At 65.5% G+C, this 20,394-nt stretch carries 15 protein-coding genes and 1 pseudogene; 7 read left to right on the forward strand and 9 right to left on the reverse strand.

All coding sequences use genetic code 11. From position 1 onward, the window contains the following. Nucleotides 1-9: 9 nt before the first annotated feature. From EL340_RS07975 to argF, 4 genes are all read right to left on the reverse strand, one after another. Nucleotides 10-1,887, reverse strand: coding sequence for a trypsin-like peptidase domain-containing protein (locus EL340_RS07975; protein ID WP_126414166.1), 1,878 nt, complete (start codon nt 1,885-1,887; stop codon nt 10-12). Nucleotides 1,888-2,080: 193 nt separating this feature from the next. After that, complete coding sequence (menD, locus tag EL340_RS07980) at nt 2,081-3,925, reverse strand: 2-succinyl-5-enolpyruvyl-6-hydroxy-3-cyclohexene-1-carboxylic-acid synthase (RefSeq protein ID WP_232022932.1); 1,845 nt, start codon at nt 3,923-3,925, stop codon at nt 2,081-2,083. 116 nt (nt 3,926-4,041) lie between these two features. Then, nucleotides 4,042-5,169: an o-succinylbenzoate synthase gene (locus EL340_RS07985; protein WP_126414168.1), complete on the reverse strand. Its 1,128-nt coding sequence runs from the start codon at nt 5,167-5,169 to the stop codon at nt 4,042-4,044. A gap of 117 nt (nt 5,170-5,286) precedes the next feature. Continuing rightward, a complete protein-coding gene (gene argF, locus EL340_RS07990; RefSeq protein WP_126414169.1) occupies nt 5,287-6,315 on the reverse strand; it encodes an ornithine carbamoyltransferase in 1,029 nt (342 codons plus the stop codon). Nucleotides 6,316-6,538: 223 nt separating this feature from the next. On the opposite strand from argF, the gene EL340_RS07995 reads away from it, so the two are divergent. The 3 genes from EL340_RS07995 (at nt 6,539) to EL340_RS08005 (ending at nt 8,546) form a co-directional block, all read left to right on the forward strand. Then, a complete protein-coding gene (locus EL340_RS07995) occupies nt 6,539-7,030 on the forward strand; it encodes a hypothetical protein (protein ID WP_126415384.1) in 492 nt (163 codons plus the stop codon). Between the two features lie 345 nt (nt 7,031-7,375). Next, the gene (locus EL340_RS08000) at nt 7,376-7,924 is read left to right on the forward strand and encodes a hypothetical protein (protein WP_126414170.1); all 549 of its coding nucleotides are present in this window, start codon (nt 7,376-7,378) and stop codon (nt 7,922-7,924) included. Nucleotides 7,925-7,958: 34 nt separating this feature from the next. Beyond that, a complete protein-coding gene (locus EL340_RS08005; protein ID WP_126414171.1) occupies nt 7,959-8,546 on the forward strand; it encodes a hypothetical protein in 588 nt (195 codons plus the stop codon). Nucleotides 8,547-8,903: 357 nt separating this feature from the next. On the opposite strand, the gene EL340_RS14935 is transcribed toward EL340_RS08005, so the two are convergent. Further along, on the reverse strand, nt 8,904-9,074 hold the full coding sequence (locus EL340_RS14935) for a hypothetical protein (RefSeq protein WP_164719360.1): 171 nt from the start codon (nt 9,072-9,074) through the stop codon (nt 8,904-8,906). 26 nt (nt 9,075-9,100) lie between these two features. Here EL340_RS14935 and EL340_RS08010 point away from each other — a divergent pair, with 26 nt between their 5' ends. The 3 genes from EL340_RS08010 (at nt 9,101) to EL340_RS08020 (ending at nt 11,654) form a co-directional block, all read left to right on the forward strand. Next, complete coding sequence (locus EL340_RS08010) at nt 9,101-9,379, forward strand: glycosyltransferase family protein (protein ID WP_232022933.1); 279 nt, start codon at nt 9,101-9,103, stop codon at nt 9,377-9,379. Nucleotides 9,380-10,198: 819 nt separating this feature from the next. Further along, complete coding sequence (locus tag EL340_RS15105) at nt 10,199-11,212, forward strand: restriction endonuclease fold toxin-2 domain-containing protein (RefSeq protein WP_197722280.1); 1,014 nt, start codon at nt 10,199-10,201, stop codon at nt 11,210-11,212. 19 nt (nt 11,213-11,231) lie between these two features. After that, the gene (locus EL340_RS08020) at nt 11,232-11,654 is read left to right on the forward strand and encodes a hypothetical protein (protein ID WP_126414172.1); all 423 of its coding nucleotides are present in this window, start codon (nt 11,232-11,234) and stop codon (nt 11,652-11,654) included. 826 nt (nt 11,655-12,480) lie between these two features. On the opposite strand, the pseudogene EL340_RS08025 reads toward EL340_RS08020, so the two are convergent. The 4 genes and pseudogenes from EL340_RS08025 to EL340_RS08050 all read right to left on the reverse strand — a co-directional run bounded on the left by EL340_RS08025 (nt 12,481) and on the right by EL340_RS08050 (nt 18,447). Then, a pseudogene (locus tag EL340_RS08025) lies at nt 12,481-14,460 on the reverse strand (DUF6571 family protein). 829 nt (nt 14,461-15,289) lie between these two features. After that, nucleotides 15,290-16,165 carry a glycine betaine ABC transporter substrate-binding protein gene (locus tag EL340_RS08040; protein ID WP_126414176.1) on the reverse strand — a complete coding sequence of 292 codons (876 nt, stop codon included), beginning with the start codon at nt 16,163-16,165 and terminating at the stop codon, nt 15,290-15,292. A 75-nt stretch (nt 16,166-16,240) separates the two neighbouring features. After that, the gene (locus EL340_RS08045; protein ID WP_126414177.1) at nt 16,241-17,119 is read right to left on the reverse strand and encodes an ABC transporter permease; all 879 of its coding nucleotides are present in this window, start codon (nt 17,117-17,119) and stop codon (nt 16,241-16,243) included. After that, a complete protein-coding gene (locus tag EL340_RS08050; RefSeq protein ID WP_126414178.1) occupies nt 17,119-18,447 on the reverse strand; it encodes a quaternary amine ABC transporter ATP-binding protein in 1,329 nt (442 codons plus the stop codon). Before EL340_RS08050 ends, EL340_RS08045 begins: the two co-directional genes overlap by 1 nt. Before the next feature lie 617 nt (nt 18,448-19,064). Between EL340_RS08050 and EL340_RS08055 the strand changes: the two genes are divergently transcribed. After that, nucleotides 19,065-20,369, forward strand: coding sequence for an ROK family transcriptional regulator (locus tag EL340_RS08055; protein WP_232022934.1), 1,305 nt, complete (start codon nt 19,065-19,067; stop codon nt 20,367-20,369). The last annotated feature ends 25 nt before the right edge of the window (nt 20,370-20,394 follow it).

The raw sequence follows: 20,394 nt of genomic DNA on the forward strand, positions 1-20,394 counted from the left end.
CACGCCCAGTCAGGAGTCCTTGCGCTCGGCCAGGGTCACGTCGATGTCCTGCTGCTTGGATTCGCGGATGACCGTGAGCTTGACCTTGTCGTTGGCGGAGTACTGGCGCACGTAGCCGGTCAGGGCAGAACCCTGGGAGGTGGTCTTGCCGTCGATGGCGATGACGACGTCATCCTTCTTCAGGCCGGCCTTGTCGGCCGGGGAGCCGCTCTCGACCGAGGTGATCTTGGCACCGGCGCGCTTGGTGCCGTCCACCTCAGCGGCATCGGTATCGAGATTGACCCCCAGATAGGCGTGAGTGGCGGCTCCGGACTCGATGAGCTGCCTGGCGACCTTCTCGGCCAGCTTGACGGGGATGGCGAACCCGATGCCGATGCTGCCCGATCCACCGCTCTCGCCGGAGCCGGATCCCCCCGTGGTGGCGATGGAGCTGGTGATGCCGATGACCCGCCCCTTCTTGTCGAACAGGGGGCCGCCGGAGTTGCCGGGGTTGATGGCGGCGTCGATCTGGATGGCGTTGGTGTAAACGGCCGAGGAGGATGAACCGCTGCCCGAGCCGCCCTCGCCACCCTCTCCCTGGGCGTTGACGACGGGCCGGTCGAGCGCCGAGATGATGCCGGTGGTCACGGTGGAGGACAGGCCCAGCGGGTTTCCGATCGCCATGACGTCCTGGCCCGTGGTCAGCGCGTCGGAGTCACCGAGCTGGGCGACGGTGAGGTTGTCGGGGGCGTCCTTGAGCCGGATGACCGCCAGGTCGGTGGCAGGGTCGGTCCCCGTGATCTCGGCCTCGTAGACGCGACCGTCGGCCAGCGTCACCTGGATCTGCGAGGCACCGGCCACCACGTGGTTGTTGGTGATGATGTGCCCCTCCTTGTCAAAGATGACCCCGGACCCCAGGGCCGTCCTGTTCGTCCTGGCGACGGCGATGGACACGACGGCGTTGGACACCGCGGCCGAGACGGCCTCCCAGTTGGGGGCCTGGCCGGTGCTGTCAACGGTCTTGGTCGTGTCGCCCGTGGCAATCGCGGTGGGGGCGGCCGAGGAGCGCGACGAGGCGCCATAGCCGCGGGCATCCATGTACCTGATCGCGCCGACGGCACCACCGGCACCCAGCAGGGATGCGACCACGAAGGAGGCCACCAGGGCGAACCAGCCCGGTCCCCGACGTCGGCTCCTGCCGCTCTGAGTGCCTGCGACGTTCGAGGTCGCGTAGAAGGACCCCCCCGCGGCGCCGACGGGCTCGTAGCCACTGGGGCCGGCCTGCGCGTCACCGGCCGACGCACCGGCACCGTGGGCCTCCGAGTGGGCGGCGTCGTAGCCGTCGGGCGTCGTCGGAACGCTCGTGTAGGGCGAGCCAAGGTGCGCCTGCTGCACCTGGTAGGGCTGCTGAGCGGATGACTGGCTGTACGACGCCGCCTGCAGCCCCTGAGGGGAGGTGGGGTACGGGCCCTGCTGCTGGAGGTACTGCGGGGACGGGTTCCGGCCCTGTGCAGACTGGTACTGATCCTGCTGGTGGGCGTCGTAGGACGGGGAGGAGTCCCGAGCGGGCCGATCGTAGACCGACGTGGGCTGGTCCGCGGGCAGAGGCCGGGTGCGCTCGGCATGCTCCGCGTCCGCCGTCTGGGCGGGACTGGGCAGGACCGGCTCGGGCTGGGAGGTGTCCGCCCCGTAGGCCTGCGAGAGGTTCTCGTAGCCGGACCGGCTCGGAGAGATGCTCAGGGGCTGGTTCGAGGACTCCTCCGGAGCCTCGCTGCCGGACGCCGCCGCCGACGACGATTCCTGACTCGTAGCGGACTGGGTGCCGATGCCGGGATGACTGTCGCCCGCAGCCAGGGTCGGGTCAGTGGGCCGGTGGGCCTCCGAGCTCGTCTCGTCGTAACCGCTCATAGATGTGTTCCTCCTCGGGCCTTGCGCCCTGTCCAGGTCCGCAGGTAGATAATCTCAGGACTCTGCACCATTTCCGATTGTTTCCCGAGAGTGTGCTGTGGATCATGTAACCGTTGTGTCACAACGCGATGAGAGTGGGAGGTGGGCTCGACGAGCCGGTTTCCCCGCGGGCTCAACGCGGTGCCGTCTGTCTCTATCGTTGCTCATGTCGTCCCGGCGTTAGGCGTGCGCCCATCGACGACCCGCCGACCCTCCAGAGGATGACGCTCATTCCGTCGACCGGTTCCGCCAGGAGCGCCTGGAGGGCCGCGGCGTCCTCGGGGGTATGGACTCGAGCCCCCAGAGCGGAGGCCAGTGTAGAAATACTCGCACACTGGGGCGCGGCGAAGAGCCGCTCGAACCGACCAGACGCTGTGGTGTGGGCGTACTCAAGGTGGGAGAAGATCGTCCCTCCACCATCATCGACGACGATGACCTGAAGGTCGGCCTCCTCCTCATGGAGTCCTCTCCCCATTGACATGGCGTCGTGGAGGAAGGCGAGGTCCCCCATGACGGCACGCACCGGCCGCCCCGATGCCATCCATAGCCCGATTCCGGTGGCGATGGTGCCGTCGATTCCCGCCAGGCCGCGGTTGGCCACGGCCCGTGGGGCCGCATGACCAGGGCCGCCGGGGCGGGCGAGGCGGTCGAGGCGGCGCACCGTCATCGAGGAGCCGACCAGCAGGGTGGGGGCGCCGGGCAGGAGGCTCGCCTCCCACACGGCCGTCACCGCGGCGTCGGCAGAGGCGTCGGCAGAGGCGTCGGCAGAGATGTCAGCGCTGCCCGGGAGATCCGGCTCGGGCAGGTCGGCGATGGCTTGTCTCCAGGCGGCGCTCCAGGTGGCGTCGGCCGGTCTCAAGCCGAGGGAGCCGGCTAGACGGGTCGCCCGGTGGTGGGCGTCGTCGGGCGACAAGTGACCCGGACCGTCGATGGGGATGACGCGGTGGGCCCGTCCGGAGACATCGGTCCACCGGGCGCGCTCGGTCAGGACGGTCACGTCGAGGTCGTCGCGTCCCAGCAGCGCGGTGACCGAGCGGCTGAGGCTGGGGTGGCCGACAACGACGAGGTGGCCAGCGCGCCCGGCGAGCTCACGGCCGGGCCGGGTGCCCAGGAGCTCGGCGTAGCGGGTCAGTGCCTGGGGGCCGCTGCGGGCCTGGGAGGTGGGTTCGGCCAGGAGCGGCCAGTTGAGGTGCTCGGCCAGCGCCCTGGCCAGGGCCCCGACGGCGGGATGGGCGGTGTCCCCGGCGACGACGACTCCCGGACGACCTCCTTGGGTGGACCCGCGAGCGGGCCGCTCGCCGCTCTGGGCACCGGCCCTCGGAAGAGGTGCGGTCGGCGCAGCCGCATCAGTAGCCGGCGGACCGGAGGGCGGCGGGACGGCCGGCGCCGCGCCCTTCGTCGTCAGAGGAGGCCGGAAACGGGCGTTGATCTGGGCGGGCCCGGGGTCTCGGCTCAGGGCCCCAGTGGCTGCGGCGACGGCGCGACGCGCCTGCCCGGCGATGGCGGTGTGGGCCGCGGCGCTCCCGAGGTCGGCGGACAGGTCGGCGGGCAGGTCAACGGTCAGGCGCAGGGCCGGGGCGAGGAGACCGGTCTGCTCGGTGGTCTGGCTGGCGCCGGTGCCGACCAGCTCGTGGGGTCGGTCGGCGCTGATGACGAGCAGGGGGATGCCGGCGGCGTCGGCCTCGCTGACGGCGGGGTGGAGGTTGGCCACGGCCGTCCCCGAGGTGGTGACGACGGCGGCGCACCGGCTGTCCCCGTTCAGGGCGTGGGCGCGGGCGGCGCCCAGCGCGATGAAGCCGGCACTGCGCTCGTCCAGGACGACCCGTAGCCTCAGGGCCCCGGCGTCGGCGGCGTCAGCGAGGGCATCCGCCAGCGGAGCGCTGCGAGACCCCGGGCACAGGACGACCTCGTGCACGCCTTCGGCCAGGAGGGCCGCTACGAGGCTGCGGGCGTCGGCCACGGCGGGCGGGAGCTGCGGGCACTCCGGGGAGTCGGTCACAGGGGCGAGAATACGAGAGCGCCCGGTCTCCTTCCCCCTGCGATTCATCACAGTTCGGTCAGTTTCCGACACCGGTTGCTCCGGCACCGGTTGCGCAGAGGTTCACACGCAGCGGTTCACAGTGGCAGCCCGGCCACGGCCCGGCTCGGGTCGCGGGCCTCGCGCTGGCGGCGGGCGTGCAGGGCGCCGGCCAGGTGCAGCAGGCGCGTCTGCCAGTGCCTGGTGAGGTAGGGACCAGCCTTCACCTCGCTCAGGAGGCTCTCGGAGACGGGGGTGCTGTCGCCGACGCGCAGGGTCCCGTCGCGGGGCACGACGCTGGGCTCGGCGACGTCCTGGGTCAGCAGGCGCACGGTCCCCAGGCCGCAGGCGTGGCGCAGGGACGGCAGGCTGAAGGCGAGCGTGGCGCCGGCCGTGATGCCCACGGAGGTGTCCAGCGCCGAGGAGACCACCGCCGGCAGCCCGAGGCGCTCGGCCATGTCCAGGGCCCGGTTCACACCGCCCAGCGGGGCGACCTTGAGGATGGCGACGTCGGCGGCGCGCCGGTGCACGACCTCCAGGGGGTTGGCCGACAGCCGGATCGACTCGTCGGCGGCGATGGGGACGTCGACGGCGCGGCGCAGGTCGGCCAGGTCGTAGACGGTGGCGCAGGGCTGCTCGACGTACTCCAGCCCTCCGGCAGCCCGATCCATCTGCGGCAGGTTCTCGCGGGCGGTGTCCACGTCCCAGGCGCCGTTGACGTCGATGCGCACCTTCCCGGAACGGCCCAGGGCCGAGCGGACCGCCTCGAGCCTCTCCAGGTCGGCGGAACGTCGCTCGCGGCTGCCGGAGACCTTGACCTTGGCGGCCCTGGCCCCTGAGGAGCGCACCATCTCGGCGGCCTCCTGGGCACCGACCTCGGGAACCGTCACGTTGACCGCGATGGTCTCGCGGTAGCGGGGCAGGAAGGCGTTTCCCAGGGCCTGGGACAGCCCGGAGGCGAGCCAGGGCGCGCCGGCCTCCGACCCGTAGTCCCAGAACGGCGCGACCTCGCCCCAGCCTCGGGGGCCGTGGAGCAGGACGCCGTCGCGCCGGGTGATGCCGCGAAACGGCGTCGTCAGGGGGATGTCCCAGACGACAGCACGGTCGATCCGGTCCAGCAGGCCGGTGGAGTCCTGCGCATGAAGAGAGGCGATGTCGATCTCGCCGCCGGCATGCTGATGGTCTGGACTCACGGGCACAGAATACGCACGATCTTCAACCAGCATGATGAAACCGGGACAAGGGTGGCGGGCCCCACCTCGACGAACGCCCGAACGGGAGCCGTACGACGTCGTCGGCCGGAGGCCCACTCCCCTGCCGGTTCTGCCGGTTCAGTCCGCCGATCAGTCGCCCAGGGTGGCGACCATGACCGCCTTGATGGTGTGCATGCGGTTCTCGGCCTGGTCGAAGACGATGGAGGCCTCGGACTCGAAGACGTCGTTGGTGACCTCGACGCCGTCCATGCCGGTGGCCTGGAAGATCTCCTCGCCCACGGTCGTGTTGCGGTCGTGGTAGGCGGGCAGGCAGTGCATGAACCTGGCCTGCGGTCCGGCGATCTCCATGAGCGAGGCGTTGACCTGGTAGGGGCGCAGCAGGGCGATGCGCTCGTCCCAGACCTCCTTGGGCTCACCCATGGAGACCCAGATGTCGGTGTGGACGAAGTCGACGCCGGCAACGCCCTCCTCGACCGACTTGGTCAGGGTGACGCGGGCACCGGTGGAGTCGGCGAGCCGGCGGGCGGCTGCGACGCACTCGTCGTCGGGCCACAGCTCCTTGGGAGCCACGATGCGCACGTCAGCGCCCAGGAGCGCACCGTTGATGAGCAGCGAGCGCCCCATGTTGAAGCGGGCGTCGCCGATGTAGGCGTAGGAGATCTCGCCGGCGGGCTTGCCGGCGTGCTCAAGCATCGTCAGGGAGTCGCACAGCATCTGGGTGGGGTGCCACTCGTCGGTCAGACCGTTCCACACCGGCACGCCGGACAGGGCGGCGAGCTCCTCGACCTTGGACTGCTTGTCGCCGCGGTACTCGATGCCGTCGAACATGCGGCCCAGGACCCGGGCGGTGTCCGCCACGGACTCCTTGTGACCCATCTGGGAGCCCGAGGGGTCCAGGTAGGTGACCTGCGCCCCCTGGTCGTAGGCGGCGACCTCGAAGGAGCAACGGGTGCGCGTCGAGGTCTTCTCAAAGATGAGAGCGATGTTCTTGCCGGTCAGCCGCTTGACCTCACGGCCGGCCTTCTTATCCTCCTTGAGCTGAGCCGCCAGCTGAAGCAGGATGCTCCACTCCTTGGCAGTGAAGTCGAGCTCCTTGAGGAAGCTGCGGCCCTTGAGGTCGGCGAGGACGGTGGGGTCAGGAGCGGCGAGCGCGGTCATAAGGGGTCCTTTCAGTGCGGTGAGCCGGGACGATGGTAAGGCACGTCTCGCACCGACACCGACCACCGCCGTCGGTGCGAGAACGTCTCACACGGGCTCTGTAGAATAACTCAAGCGGCTGAATTCATGATCGAGCCGATAGGGGGAGTCCGTGACTATGGGCGACACGCGACCGGACGGCACAGGACACGGCCGATGGAGACCTGTCACCCCCGTGTCCGCGATGGTGGTGGGTCGCCTGGTTCTCGGGATGCCCGGCGCCATCGGGCTGACGGGCATCGTGCTGGCCTGGTCCGCCATGGCCGGGGCCGGCCTGGGACTCGGCCGGGCAGTCCTGTTCTCCCTGGCGGCGGTGGCCGTGCGGGAGGTCGTTGACGCCTGCGCGCACCGGCTCATCATGCGGGCCCGGCGCTCCCGGGACGCTCACGGCCCCCTGCTGACCCTCATCGCCGTGACCTGCCCGGCGCTCGCCGGGTTCCTGGCGGCCCGGCTCCTCGCCCCGGCGTCGACGACGGCACTGACGGTTCTCACATGGCTGCCTTTCATGGCCTTCGTCGCCGTCATCGAGAGGCCGTGGGACACCTCGCTCGGCTATGACGCCATCCAGGAGCGCGTCCATCAGCCCCAGCCGATCCCACCGGAGTACGTCACCGCCGACTTCCGCGACGGCCGCCGCTACGTCCCCGAGCTCAGCCGGGCGGCGTCTCAACGATGACCCGCAGGCCCACGAGAGGATCGTCCAGCACCCCGATTCAACCAGCTGGGATATTGTCTCACGTCCCGCCCCGCTGCGCACGTACTGCGCGCCCGCACGTCTGTGGGCCGTGCCCCCGCGCCCCGGCCCCCGCCGCATATCGACACCTCAGCGCACCCGCGTCACGGCAGCTATGACCACCCCCTGCGACACCGCTGGCACACACCGCCGGCGTTACCCCGATCACCATCGGGCCGGCAGCAGTCTCCTCCTTGACTCCCTTCAAGTGTGACAACTGCCACGAGATTCATAGGCTCGTTCTGGAAAGAGCTCCAGTCTCGTACATGCATCGAAAGGAGAAGAGACATGGACCGCAGGAAGTTCCTGAGGACTGCTACGGCAGCCGGCACCGCAGGCGTCGCGCTGACTCTGACGTCGCCAACCGCCTTCGCCGGTGTGACACGCCCAGCCAACGCGGTTCCACCAGGCAAGGCGGCCGCCTTGACTGACGCCCAGAAGGATCAGAAGCTCACCGACATCCTCAACGCCCTTGAGGCCGTCCCCGACGACCTCAAGAACGCCGACCCGGCCATGACACCCAACTACAAGGAGCGCCTCACCGCCGCCACCAACGGCATCACTGTTGTCGAAGCGCCCGCCGCCACGCAGGCGGAAGCGGCGCAGATGGGGATCGGAGGCTGCTTGCTTGCTGTCGCGGCCGTCATCGCCGAGTACGGGATACCTGCTGCGAAAGTCATTTCCTGGATCAGGAAGGCCCGGGCAATCTGGGGCGGCGTAAGCGGCATCATCGCCGCCATCCGAGGAGGTTTCGCAGCCGCCCAGATCGGTGGGGAGGCGACCACCGTCCTCATGGGAATTCTCGGACTCGATAGCGTCGTCAACGCCTGCTTCTGATCAGGCCGCAAAACCCACGAGCTCGGAGAGCACGATGCACCAGCCCACCACCCCCGCAGAGGAGGACACCACCTGGAAGCCGGCCGTCCCCCTGTGGGGGGTGGTGTACGGACGGATCTTTCTCGGCATCCTCGAAGCCATCGCACTTGGGGCGGTCGTGGCCGCCTGGTCCGCCCTCACTCACGCTGGGCTCGGCTCCGACCAGGTCACGGGGTTCGCCATCGTAGCGACCACGGTACGTGAGACCCTCGACGCCACCACGATGCGCCTGACCATGCGCATCCAACGCACCAACGACATGAACGCAACACAACGCACCACTGCCGCCATCATCTGCCCCGCCATCGGCGGAGCACTGGCGGCCGCGGTCTTCGCACCGCCCTCCCTCACTCAGCTGACCCTTCTCACCTGGGCGCTGTTCATGGTGGTCACCTGCACGCTGGAACGGCCGTGGAAGACCACGATGTCCCACGAGGAGATGAAGGAACGCGCCCATCAGACCCGCCTCATGACCCGGGAGCACTTCGCCGAGGAGATCGCCGAGGGCCGGATGACCTTCCGCCCCATCGACGACGAGGGCTACTACCTCGACGAGGACGGCAACCGCATCGATGAAGACTGACCAACCGTTTCTGCAAGAAAATGTAGGTTATTCAGGGTGAGGCTGGCTGATGAGAAAGTAGGGGTATGGCGATGGGGTGACGACTCGTTTCTGTGAGAGAATGCAACCGGAATACAGAAACCCTGCTGCAGGAACGAACTGTCGTGGTAAAGAATAGTACGGATCTTGATAACCGCCAGCTGATCGGCCTGGTGGACCCAGTTGTCCAGGACGGAGATATTGGCCAGGCTCCCTGGGGTCCCGGGACCTCGAAGCGCAGTTAACTGACGTATTCTCTGCATCTTCAGTGAAATTATCTTCCAGATATCTCTCAGGCATTGATCGTCGACATCTTGGGGGTGTCACAGCCGACGATCGTCACGGATAGTCAGGACGCTGACCGATATCGTCAAACAGACCAACGTCGCCTTCAATGTAACCAGCCCCACCACCGAACGCGACATCACCCACATCACCTCCTACAAGATCCTCCACCACAACCATCGGCCCCAGTAGAAACTTTCCCCAAACCACCACAGCAACCCTCACACTCTACGCATACACCACCCTCTGAAATGACCTTCATCAAGGCCTTTAATTGTCTGACCTCCCGGGTCTTCGACACCCACGTCACCGACATGTTCTCCGGCTACCGCGTCTTCTCGCGCCGGTTCGTCAAGACCTTCCCCGCCATGAGCCGCGAGTTCGAGACCGAGCTGACGGTCCACGCCGCCACCCTGCGCGTGCCCCAGATCGAGGTCCCGGTCGGCTTCAAGGAACGCGCCGCCGGCACGGAGTCCAAGCTCAAGGGTTTGGGTGGAGTGCGTGTGGGTGTGGTTGTGTTGTCTATCTAACAGGTGGTAGTTGCTGGTGGTGGTTAGCGTGGGCGGCATGTCTGATCGGTTGGTTGAGGATCTTCTGTCGCGGGTCGCTGAGCGAGGTGAGCAGGTGCTGGGTTGCGGTGCCGCTGGCCTGTGCGGTGTGGCCGCGGCCCTGGAGGGCACAGATTCGGATGCTGCCGCTGGTGCGCGGGGTCTTCTCGGGGCGGGGGTGTGATCTGCGGTGGGTGACACTCTTAGGGCCCCGGTGGGTGGTGGTTCGGGGAACGGTCTTGTGGCCTAGGTTCGGGAGAGCGAGACGGTGTGGTCTGGTTCTCGTCTGTTGGAGGACGGGGCTGATCTTCGGGAGGCCTTTGAGTCAGGCAGCTGGGTCGCCGGCTCCCTGGCAACTGTAGCCACGGCCACGGACGTGGCCTCAGCGGTGGTGGACCCCCTGGGTGAGGCCCTGGCCGCCGGGGTGGCCTGGGCCATTGAGCACCTGGGAAGCCTCAACGAGTGGCTGGATGAGCTCACCGGTGACAGCGACGCCGTGACCGCAGCGGCCTCGACGTGGACGAACATCTCCACCCAGCTGGGGTCCTGTGCCGACGACCTGGACCGGGTGTGTAACAGTCGCCTGGCCGGTCAGGAGTCCTACGCGGTGGCGACGTTTAAGTCGTTGCAGGCAGGGTCCGCGCAGCACCTGCGCATGACCGCCGGCCTGGCGGGGGCCATCAGCGGTGGGCTCACAGTGGCCTCCCTGGTGGTGCGGATGGTGCACGATCTGGTGCGTGACGCGATTGCTGACGTGATCGGCACGATCACCTCCGGACTGCCTCGAAGGTCACTATCGGGGTGCTCACTGCTGGTCTGGCGGCTCCGTGGGCGGTGGCCTCAGTCATCGCGGACGTCTCGGCCTGGGTCACCCGCCTGGCCAAGGAGGTCGCCGACACCGTGGCCTCGGCTAGGAACCTGGGGGAGCTGCTGAAGCGGGCCAGGCGCCTGCTGGATGACGTGGGTGAGGCCTTCGCCCGCATCCCGGCTAAGGCAGGTGAGACCGCAACCAGGGTCGGCACCGATATCGCTGCCACCGCCCAGCGCAGGGTCGAACAGGTCCAGGACCTCGCCTCCTCCCTGGGCCCCCAGCCGGCACTGGCCGGCACCCCCGCCATGACTCTGTCCATGGCCCAGGCCCGCCGAACCGGCAAAGCCAGACCCACCGCGTACAGACCCGACGGCCCCAAGACCCCCAATCCTAACAAGGGCCGCTGGGGCCAAACACTCAACGAAGCGGGTGCTGGTGCTAAGGGCGGCGATGACGCGGCAGAGGCAGCCAGGCCCAGCGCGAAGCAGTCCGACGACGCTGCTAAGGCTAACGCGCCCGAAAGGGTGGAGGCCGACAGCAGCGCCGCTACCGGTGAGGGCGCCACGCAGTGGGACGACCCGGGGAAAGTTCAAGAATGGTATGACGAGCTCCCCACGAAAACTCGCTCGCCGTCGACAGAGGCGTACCAGTACCAGCACAGGGTCCTGGGGACCGATGTCGAGCGCCAGCTAACGACCGACAGTGGTGAAACCGTCTGGGCGGACTCAGTCACCACGGATGGCACGGGAATCACCAAGGCCTGGGACGCCAAGCACACAGGAGGTGGAGACAGTGCCCTCTATCAAGGCAAGGCTCCTGAGTTCCTCATGGGAGACTTCAATGATGAGATGAAGGTGTACGGTGAGGTGATAAGGTCGTCGGGCAATCCTGTCTCTAGTCTGACCCTGGTCACCAACACCCCGGAGTCTGCAGAGTTTCTCGGTCAGCGCGCCCGAGACATTCTCGGCCCCGATGTGGAGCTGCACATCCAACTGGTTCCATAACCTAGAAGGAGAAGTAAAAATGAGCGTCAGGTATCTTTACACCACACTCAACTCAGGGCGCGTCATCGCCGATACTGACACATTCCTCAGCGAAGGAAAGCAACAGTGGCCAGACTGTAGGACAATATCTGTGGCATCCGCCGACCGCGAGGTCGATGTAGAAATTCTGACACCCCCGGACGGGGCGTCGACGATTATCAGTCACTTCCGTGACGGTCGGCTTATATCTGTTGGCGGGGCAGATTTTGAGGAGGCCGCCGACATCGCTGTGTGGGTACGGTCCCTTAACCCGGATCCCAACCTGATGCTATGGTTCACCACCAACAGCTTTGATGGTCATACCGTTTTGACTCCCGGTATCACGGCCCAGGAGGTCATTGATCAGTGGGTGGATCATCGCGAGCACGACCCCTTTGTGGAGTACCCTGAGTACCTCTCCTGACGACTCCGCCGACACCGATAAATTCACGGCCCCACCCCAGTTTCGGAAGACAACCGTGGTGGTGGCCCACACCGGCTGACACGGGCCACCACCACGGTTACGCGCCAGCACCCTCGTTCTCCAGAGGACGGTGAGGACTGTGCCGTCCGGGTACTGCCACAGCGCTGCCCAATTGTTGGTCTCCAGAGGGATCGTCACACCTTCGCTGTCGGTGCCGTCCAGGGTGAAGCGGGTTGCGCGCTGAAGAGCCGCCGCCTCTGAGTATGTGTGAGCGTCATATAACCCAGGAAGGTCTATTTCTGTAGTTAACTCAGTAAATGCGACCTCAAAATCTTCCACTTCAACTTGTTGCTCAGAAAACCCGTATACTATGCATGAATACGAGGCATAGAAGGCGCCATCGCGCTCATAAGAAAACATTCTTATCTGTTGGTTCAGTACTCTTTCGACATCGCCTGCAGCGGCTACATCACACAACGGAACGTTGCGCGCTACCGCAGCCGTGCTGGAGGCAGATACCCTCGCGGCTCTCATGGAACCATTAGGGGAGCACCCACTTAAAAGAAGAAGAGCTACTGCTGTTCCGCACAGCGCTCTTGACGACAGCAAGCTACCCATCATCACCTTTGATCTCCTTAGCCCTTCCGCTTCTGGGCATCCTCAAGTCCGTTTGAGCGACCCTTGGCGGATTTTCCCATAAATTGATTGCTTAATTTCTTGAGGGAGGGGTCTCCTGGTTCAGTTCTTTGCCCGCTGGGTTCACTAGGATCTGGAACCGTTGTAGTGATGTGCTCGGGGATGGTGTCGGTCCAGGACCTAATATCTTTCAGATCCTCCTGAGATGCCTTTGATAAATCGATTCCGTGCTTACCGTCACTGTTTGAGGTAATCCACGGGTATTGCTCACAATCTTCCACGGAGAAGTCGTTAGTCCCGCGTTCGCGGCATCCCGTACCGCGTAGGCCCACATTTGTTCATCAGGGTTGGCTCCCATAGTGGATTCGACTTTCTTTGTGCCGAATATTTCGTTAGTCACAAGGGGGCTAGTTAAAGTTGTCGTTGCCAGTGATGCGTCTGTCTGAAATGGGGTGCTGAGTCCTCCTGAGGCCACTGCTGTAAATCCCGTTAAAGCAGCTGCTGCGTTGGCGCTTCGCACACTTGTGTCCTCTTTTAATTGTTCATTAATCGCATCTGCTTTAACGTCAGCAATTGCCGTGAAATGATTAAGGGCAGCGGATCCTCTTGAATATGCCTCATTGATTTGTGCAAGCTGAGCATCTTTGTTTCCTTGAAAGCGCTCGATTTGCTCCGCAGACTTTCCGGTTGCATGCTTGGCGAGACTTGCACCAATAGTGGCGGCGGCATCTTGACTGTCGGCGACACGATATGCGAGCGCATTGAAGTCGGCCACTGTCGCCTCGGGGAGTTTTTTTCCGGTTGACGGATCAACCGCCGATCCTCCGTTCCAGGCTTGAGTTAACTCAGGTGCACAGTTCGCTAGAAGGGTTCCGAGGCTGGCCTTTGCGTCATCACTGTAGACGACAGCGTTGCCTGATTGTTGCCACGAGCGTTTGCTGGGGTTGTATTCAGATACATTTGCCGCAATTTCATGGACAGCTACGCCGGCCAGCTGACGTGCTCTTTCGCTTTCGGAAGCACCCCCGGAAGGGTTATCTACTGTGGAGGCTCGTTTGCTGGACGCTGAGGCGACTGCGGCTGTGAACCCGGCGAATCCGGCAGGGTCCCAGCTCCAGTCGTATTTTGATAGTGCTTCAACACGACTCGCATTAACGCTCCCATCCTTTCCGTTAGGAGCCAGGTACTTTAAAGCTGCGTCAACGTTACCTCCCATGGCGTCCAAGACCCCACCCATGGGGTTGAATGAATAACCTTTGTCGTATAGTACGGCATAGCCCTTATCGCCGGAGAATTTAGCGTTAAGACGATTGGTCTCAATGATCTCAGGGTCGATCGTCGCTAGGTCTTCAGCGAGACTCACCAGGAAATCGGTTCCGAAGCGTAGATCGTTCACGTGATTTCCGTCGGCGTCGTGATGACCTAGAATATAGTTGAGGGCAACTAGCTGCTTCGTTTCCTGCTCCTGGATCGCAAGGTAGTTGTTTGGATTCTTATAATCGCCTCCGCCGTTGACGGTTTCGAAGATCGCGTCTGATACTTTTTTGGCCTTTTCACTGCCCCACGTGCTGGAGGCGGCTGCTAGTATATTTCCCAGCGTTGATGCAACTTGAGTGTTGAATCCGTCCTTTTCTTTTTGCTCCTCCGTGGCGAATACGAATGGGAGCTTAGTAATGTTCTCCGGCCCGACTTCGTCGATGAAAGCTGTCGAATAGGATGAACTGTCCTTGTTTGTCTCCATTGAGGCCTGAACATCAGTGGCTGTGCGGCCGCTTCTTGGGCGCCCGCCATTGGCGAGGGTCTACGCATCCTTGGCGTCCAGTGCCCCCTGGCTCCAGGTGTTGAACTCGCCCTCCCCCGCTTGGAGGACCGCATCAGGGACATTCGCCACGGTGATTGTCCCACCGTTCATGGTGGCGACACCATTCGCATTGAGCTCGATAATACGATTCATCTCAGCCTCGATCTGATCAACGCGGAGGCGAACAGCATCAATATGGACAGCCGTATTGTTGCAGAACTCACCAACCGCATCGGACGGTGACGGGTCCCCCAGACTCTCACTCTCCCTATCAATACTCGCCCGAGCACGCCCCGCCTCATCAACCTTCTCCCGAATACCCTTGAGCTTCTTCCTCAAGTTATCAGGATTGAGCTTAATGACTCCCACTGTCTATAACCTCCTCAGAGACTATCGGGCTTGAGAGAAACCGCGGCCTATGTCAATCATCCTGCAAGGACGGGGAGTCTCTCTCCGACACGAGAATGCTGTAGAGGCTGGCGAAGTCCTCCGCCAGCCTATTGACAGGTTCTCTGACCGACTCCGCCTCCTGGTCCGCCAGGGCGGAGGTCCAAGTGTCAGAAGCGTTGACGCCCCGGGCGTACGCGCCTCCAGGATCAGCCGGCGACCCGTCCGAACCGTCCTCGAACCCCAAGGACCTGGTCCTACCGCCCACGAAGTCGGCAAGCCTCTGAAGATTCTCCCGGGTCCTAGCCCTGTCCGCCATACCCCTCCCCAACAAGCGAATTAACGGTCAGTTAAACCAATCGCCACCCTACGATGGAAGAGCAAGGAGACGCAAGCGACTCAGACAGTCCACCTGGATCCGCCCCCTGCCTCTGGTGATTCTGGTGATGCGAATGCCTTCGGGCCTGAGGGACCCCGGATAACAGAATCCGCTCGCCACCACCGACGATCACCGGCCGCAAAGACAGTCAAAGACAGTCACAGTCTCGCTAGCACGGCTACGCGGCAGGTGTAGGCCGCAAGACTCACGAGCTCGGAGAGCACGATGCACTGGCCCCCCGCCCCCCGCAGGGGGCGACACCGCCTGGAAGCCGGCCGTCCCCCTGTGGGGGGATGGTGTACGGACGAACCCTTCTCGGCATCCTCGAAGCCATCGCACTCGGAGCGGTCGTGGCCGCCTGGTCCGGCCTCACTCACGCCGGACTCGACTCAGGCCACCGCCCGCATGACCGGGGTGAGCCGACATGCCGCCTCAGGACGTCTTGAAGTCGTAGCGCGGGTACTTCTGGGACCAGGCGATGGCCGCCTCGTCCTCCTTGCCCTCACCATAGGTATTGACGACCATGTCCTCGAGGCTGCCGTAGGTGGCCTCATCCATCTTGATGGAACCGAGCCACCTGGCGAGCTCGGGAAAGTCCTGCGCAAAACCCTCCCGCCCCAGGAAGTGAAGGCCCTCCCCCTTGCCGAAGGCGCCCTTGGGATCCTCCAGGTCACGCATGTTGAAGGTGGTGTTCGCCCAGAAGGGGTGCCACAGGGTGACCACGATCTCCTGCCTGGCGTCGACGGCCTTCTTGAGCTCGGTGAGCATGCTCGCGGTTGAGGAGGTCAGGAACTTCATGTCCTGCAGGCCGTAGGCCGGAATCACCTGCTCCTCAGAGACCTTGACCAGGCCGGACCCCGACTCGATGCCGACGATCCGGTTGTCGATCTGCGAGGCACGGGGCTTGATGTCCTCGATCGAGGTCATGGAGGAGTAGTCCGGGACGGACCAGCACAGCCTGGCCGAGTCGTAGTACGTCCCCAGGTCCTCGATGTACCTGCGGTACTTGTCCATGTAGTCCTTGTGGGTGATGTCGGGCCACGCCGAGGGGTAGAGATCGACCGCCCCCTGGCTGAGCCCCGCGTAGAGCGGCCCGGCCTCACTGAGGTCCATGAGCTTGATCCGGTAGCCGGCCTTCTCCAGCTGGGTCTTGAGCAGGTGGGTCATGGACAGGCCGTCGCTCCAGGACGGGATGAAGCCGAGGCGAAGCCGCTTACCACCCCCACTGGATGCCCCGCAGGCCGACAGGGCGCCCGCTGCCGCCAGCGAGGTGAGGGCGGTGGTGAACGTGCGGCGGGAGGTCTGCATGGCGCTCCTTCGATACGCGCCCGGCACCGGAGAGGGCGGAGCGGAAAAGCACCGTCGGGTCAGTCGAGTCATGGGTCACCGCCTCTTGATCAGTGAGAGCAGCGAGCCCTCCTCCCGCGGCGCCCCGAGGGCCGCGGTCACCCGGTCCAGGAAGATCGCCAGGAACACGATGGACAGGCCCGCCTCAGTGCCCTTGGCGATGTCGATGGTGGACAGGGCGTTGACGACCTCTTTCCCCAGGCCGTCGGCCCCGACCATGCCCGCGATGACGGCCATCGACAGGGCCAGCATGATGACCTGGTTGACGCCGGCCATGATGGTGGGGACGGCCAAGGGCAGCTGGATGCCCCTCAGGATCTGCCAGTCGGTGGCGCCGAAGGAGCGCCCCGCCTCGACGGTCTCCTTGTCCACCTGCTTGATGCCCAGCTCGGTCATGCGCACCCCGGGAGGCATGGAGAAGATGAGGGTGGCGAACATGCCGGGAACCACGCCGATGGAGAAGAACAGGACCGAGGGGATGAGGTAGACGAAGGCGGGCATCGTCTGCATGAGGTCGAGGATGGGGCGGATGAGCGCGCTGACGTACTTGTTGCGGGCGGCCCAGATCCCCAGGGGGATCGCGAGGATGAGAGCGGTCAGGGTCGCCAGGGTGACCAGGACTAGCGTCTCCATCGCGTTGCGCCACTGCCCCAGGGAGATGATGAGCAGGAAGGTGACGGCGGTCCCCACGGCCAGCCTCCACGACTTCGCCGCCCAGGCGATGAGCACGAAGACGACCACCATGAGCAGGGGCGGCACGGCCAGGATCAGGTCCACGAGGGTGTCGTTGACCGAGGTTCCGGCCTGGGAGACGACGGAGAGGAATCCGTGAAGATGGTTCTGGATCCAGTCGATGAGGGCCTCGACCATCGAGCCCAGAGGAATCTTGGGGATGGGGGTCTGTGCGGGAATCATCAGGCGTCGGCTCCTTCGGCCTCGGTGGTCTCACTGGCCTCGGCGGCCTGCTCGTCTGTCCGCTCTGTGGCCCGCTCGGCCCCGGCGCCCTGCGGGGCGCCGCCGCGGGCCGCGGGCTCGGGGCTCCCGGCGCTGGAGGCACTGACGTCCTGGTTCTGCTCACTGATGGCGGCCAGCAGCGTGACGCGCGGAATGACGCCGGAGATCCGCCCGTCGTCGTCGACGACGACGATGGGGGCGGCATGCTGCGCGGCGTAGGCGAACAGCTCGTTGACGGGGGTCGAGTGCGGCACGACCGGCATCTCGTGAATCGTGGACAGCGGCAGGACGTTGGAGTCCTCCTTGACCGCGCGGGCGACGTCGTCCTCCCAGACGTAGCCGAAGGGCGTACGGTCGCGGTTCTGCACCAGCAACCACGGCGGCTGGTTCTCCCGCAGGAGCTTGTGGGCGGCGCGGGGGCTGCGGTCCGAGCCCAGGACCGCGTACGGCGGTTCCGCGATGGAGCCGGCCGTCAGGACCCGTGAGCGGTCGACGTCGGCCACGAACCGTGAGACGTAGTCGGAGGCCGGATCGCGGAGGATCTCCTCGGCGGTGCCGACCTGCTCGACGCGGCCGTCACGCATCATGGCGATCCGGTCCCCCAGCCTCATGGCCTCGTTGAGGTCGTGGGTGATGAACAGGATGGTCTTGCCGAGCTTGCCCTGGAGGTCGATGAGCTGATCCTGCATCTCGCGGCGGATCAGCGGGTCCAGCGCGGAGAAGGCCTCGTCCATGAGCAGGATGTCGGTCTCGGCGGCCAGCGCCCGGGCCAGACCCACGCGCTGGCGCATCCCGCCGGAGAGCTCGCCCGGCTTGTAGCCGCCCCAGCCCTCGAGGCCCACCATCGACAGGGCCTCCTCGGCCCGGCGCTCGCGCTCGGAACGGCCCACGCCCTGGATCTCCAGGCCGTAGGCGGCGTTCTCCCCCACCGTCCGGTGCGGCAGGAGGGCGAAGTTCTGGAAGACCATGGAGACGCGCTTGCGGCGCAGGTCGCGCAGCTTCGGCTTGGAGATGTGGGCCAGGTCCTCCCCATAGAGGGTCATGCTGCCCGCGGTGATGGGCAGCAGACCGTTGACCATGCGGATGAGCGTGGACTTGCCGGAGCCCGACAGCCCCATGACGACGAAGATCTCTCCCTTGTCGACGTCGAAGGAGGTGTCGATGACGGCGGCGGTCTGCCCCGACTTCCTCAGCTCGTCCCGTGTCCTGCCTGATTTGAGCTTCTTGACGCCGTCGGACGGTCGCCGCCCGAAGACCTTGTAGACATGGCTGGCCTCAATGACTTTCACAGTACTCCTCGCGATCTAGCTCCAGGCTCCAGGGCCGCCCGCGAGAATCCGGAAACGTGTTGTGAGAGCCGCCTCCGGGCCCCATCACGGTCGCAAGCCCATTTCATGGTGCTGCGGAACATGCAGGCGGTCAATTTGAGAAGGCCTCAGAAGCCGCGGATTCGCGGGCCTTGAGGCCTTGACACACCTCCGGGCATGGTCCGGGACAGGCTCGGAGAACGGGGCGATGAGCGCCGCAGGATCAGGACCGGGTCCATCGCCCCGCACGGCCGGAATCGATTGAAACGATCACGAATAAGAGGACTTCCATGGGTCGCACTCATCTAGACCACAGGCGCGTCACATAACCAACAACTCGAGCATCCGCAACCGGAGGTTCTCAAGGGTTCTCCAAGTGAATATATTCACATTTCATTCTAGGTTCCCTCCACCTTGAGCCGACGGAGGACGTCTGAGGACCACCGCCCCCACCCGACGTCACCACCCGCACAGACGGATCGGACCGCCGACGACGGCGCAGGCCGCCTTCCGAAGCGGGCCGGTCGCCACCCCAGAATCACTAGGCTGAGGGACACGATCACGACCCAGAGAGCCGACCAATGAAGGAGGAGACTGGCGTGCCGACTGCAGGATGGACCCCGGTGGACGGGCCGGGTCCTCGAGGATTCCTCGAAGGCCCGGGAGCGCAGAGCCCCAAGGCCCATGCCGACGTGCGCATCTCGAACATGTCGCTCATCCTGCGGCACCTTCAGAAGAGCCCCGCGCTGTCACGCACGCGCCTGGCCCGGGAGACGGGGTTGTCGAAGGCGACGGTGTCGACCCTGGTGGCCGAGCTGTGCTCACGAGGTCTGCTCATCGAGGAGGAGCCCGACCTGTCCGGCAGGGTGGGCAGACCGAGCACGGGCCTGCGCACGGCCCCCCGCGCAGCCGCCGGAATAGGCCTGGAGATCAGCGGGGCCTCGCTGCTCCTGTCCATCACGGACCTGTCGGGGGAGGTTGTCCTGCGCAGCTCCGAGCTCGTCGGCGAGGCCGGGCACCGCCCGGAGAGGATGATCGAGCGCATCGGCACCATGCTGGCTCGCGCCCTGGACCGGCTGGCGCAGCAGGGGACGAAGGTTCCGGGCATCGTCCTGGCCCAGCCCGGGATCATCGACTACGCCAACGACACCGTGCGCTACTCCTCCGCCCTGGGATGGCACGACGTCGCCCTGGCGGACAAGGTCCGCAGCGCAGTCACCCGCCACATGACCTCCCATCAGGACGTCCCCCTCATCACGCTGGAGAACGACGCCAAGCTCGCGGCGCTGGCCACCTACGAGCGCTATGCGGGCGCCGGGGTGCGCAACCTGCTCTACCTGTCGGGCGGGGACGGGATCGGCGCAGGCATCATCGCCGACGGGCACCTCCTGCGGGGCTGGCTGGGCCTGACCGGCGAGGTCGGGCACATGCCCGTGGAGCCCGAGGGCCTGCCGTGCCGGTGCGGGAGACGAGGCTGCTGGGAGACCCGCTCCGGCCTGCAGGCGCTGACCTCGGCGTACCCGCCGGACGATGAGGTGCGTGACGAAACCGCCTCCCTGGAGCAGCGCATCGAGATCCTGCGCCGCCGGTTCGACGCCGGCGACACCGGGCTCGCGCAGAGGCTGGCGCTCTCCCAACAGGCCCTCGCACGCGCGCTGGCGATCCTGGAGGACGTCCTCAACCCCGAGGTGATCGTGCTGTCGGGATACCTGGCCGCCTTCGCGGACGTGTTCATCGCCCCCACCACCGCCGCCCTGGAGGCGCGTCTCCTCGATGAGCGGGCCAGAGCGAGGCTGGAGGTCTCCCACCTTGGAAAGTGGGCTTCGTCACATGGGGCGGCTCTCGTGGCGCTGGAATCCGTGCTCGACAACCCCTGCCTGGTGGATCTCGGACACGACGCCTAGCCGCCGTCGCGCCTATCTACCGCCT

This window comes from Actinomyces viscosus (assembly GCF_900637975.1).
GTDB classification, from domain to species: domain Bacteria; phylum Actinomycetota; class Actinomycetes; order Actinomycetales; family Actinomycetaceae; genus Actinomyces; species Actinomyces viscosus.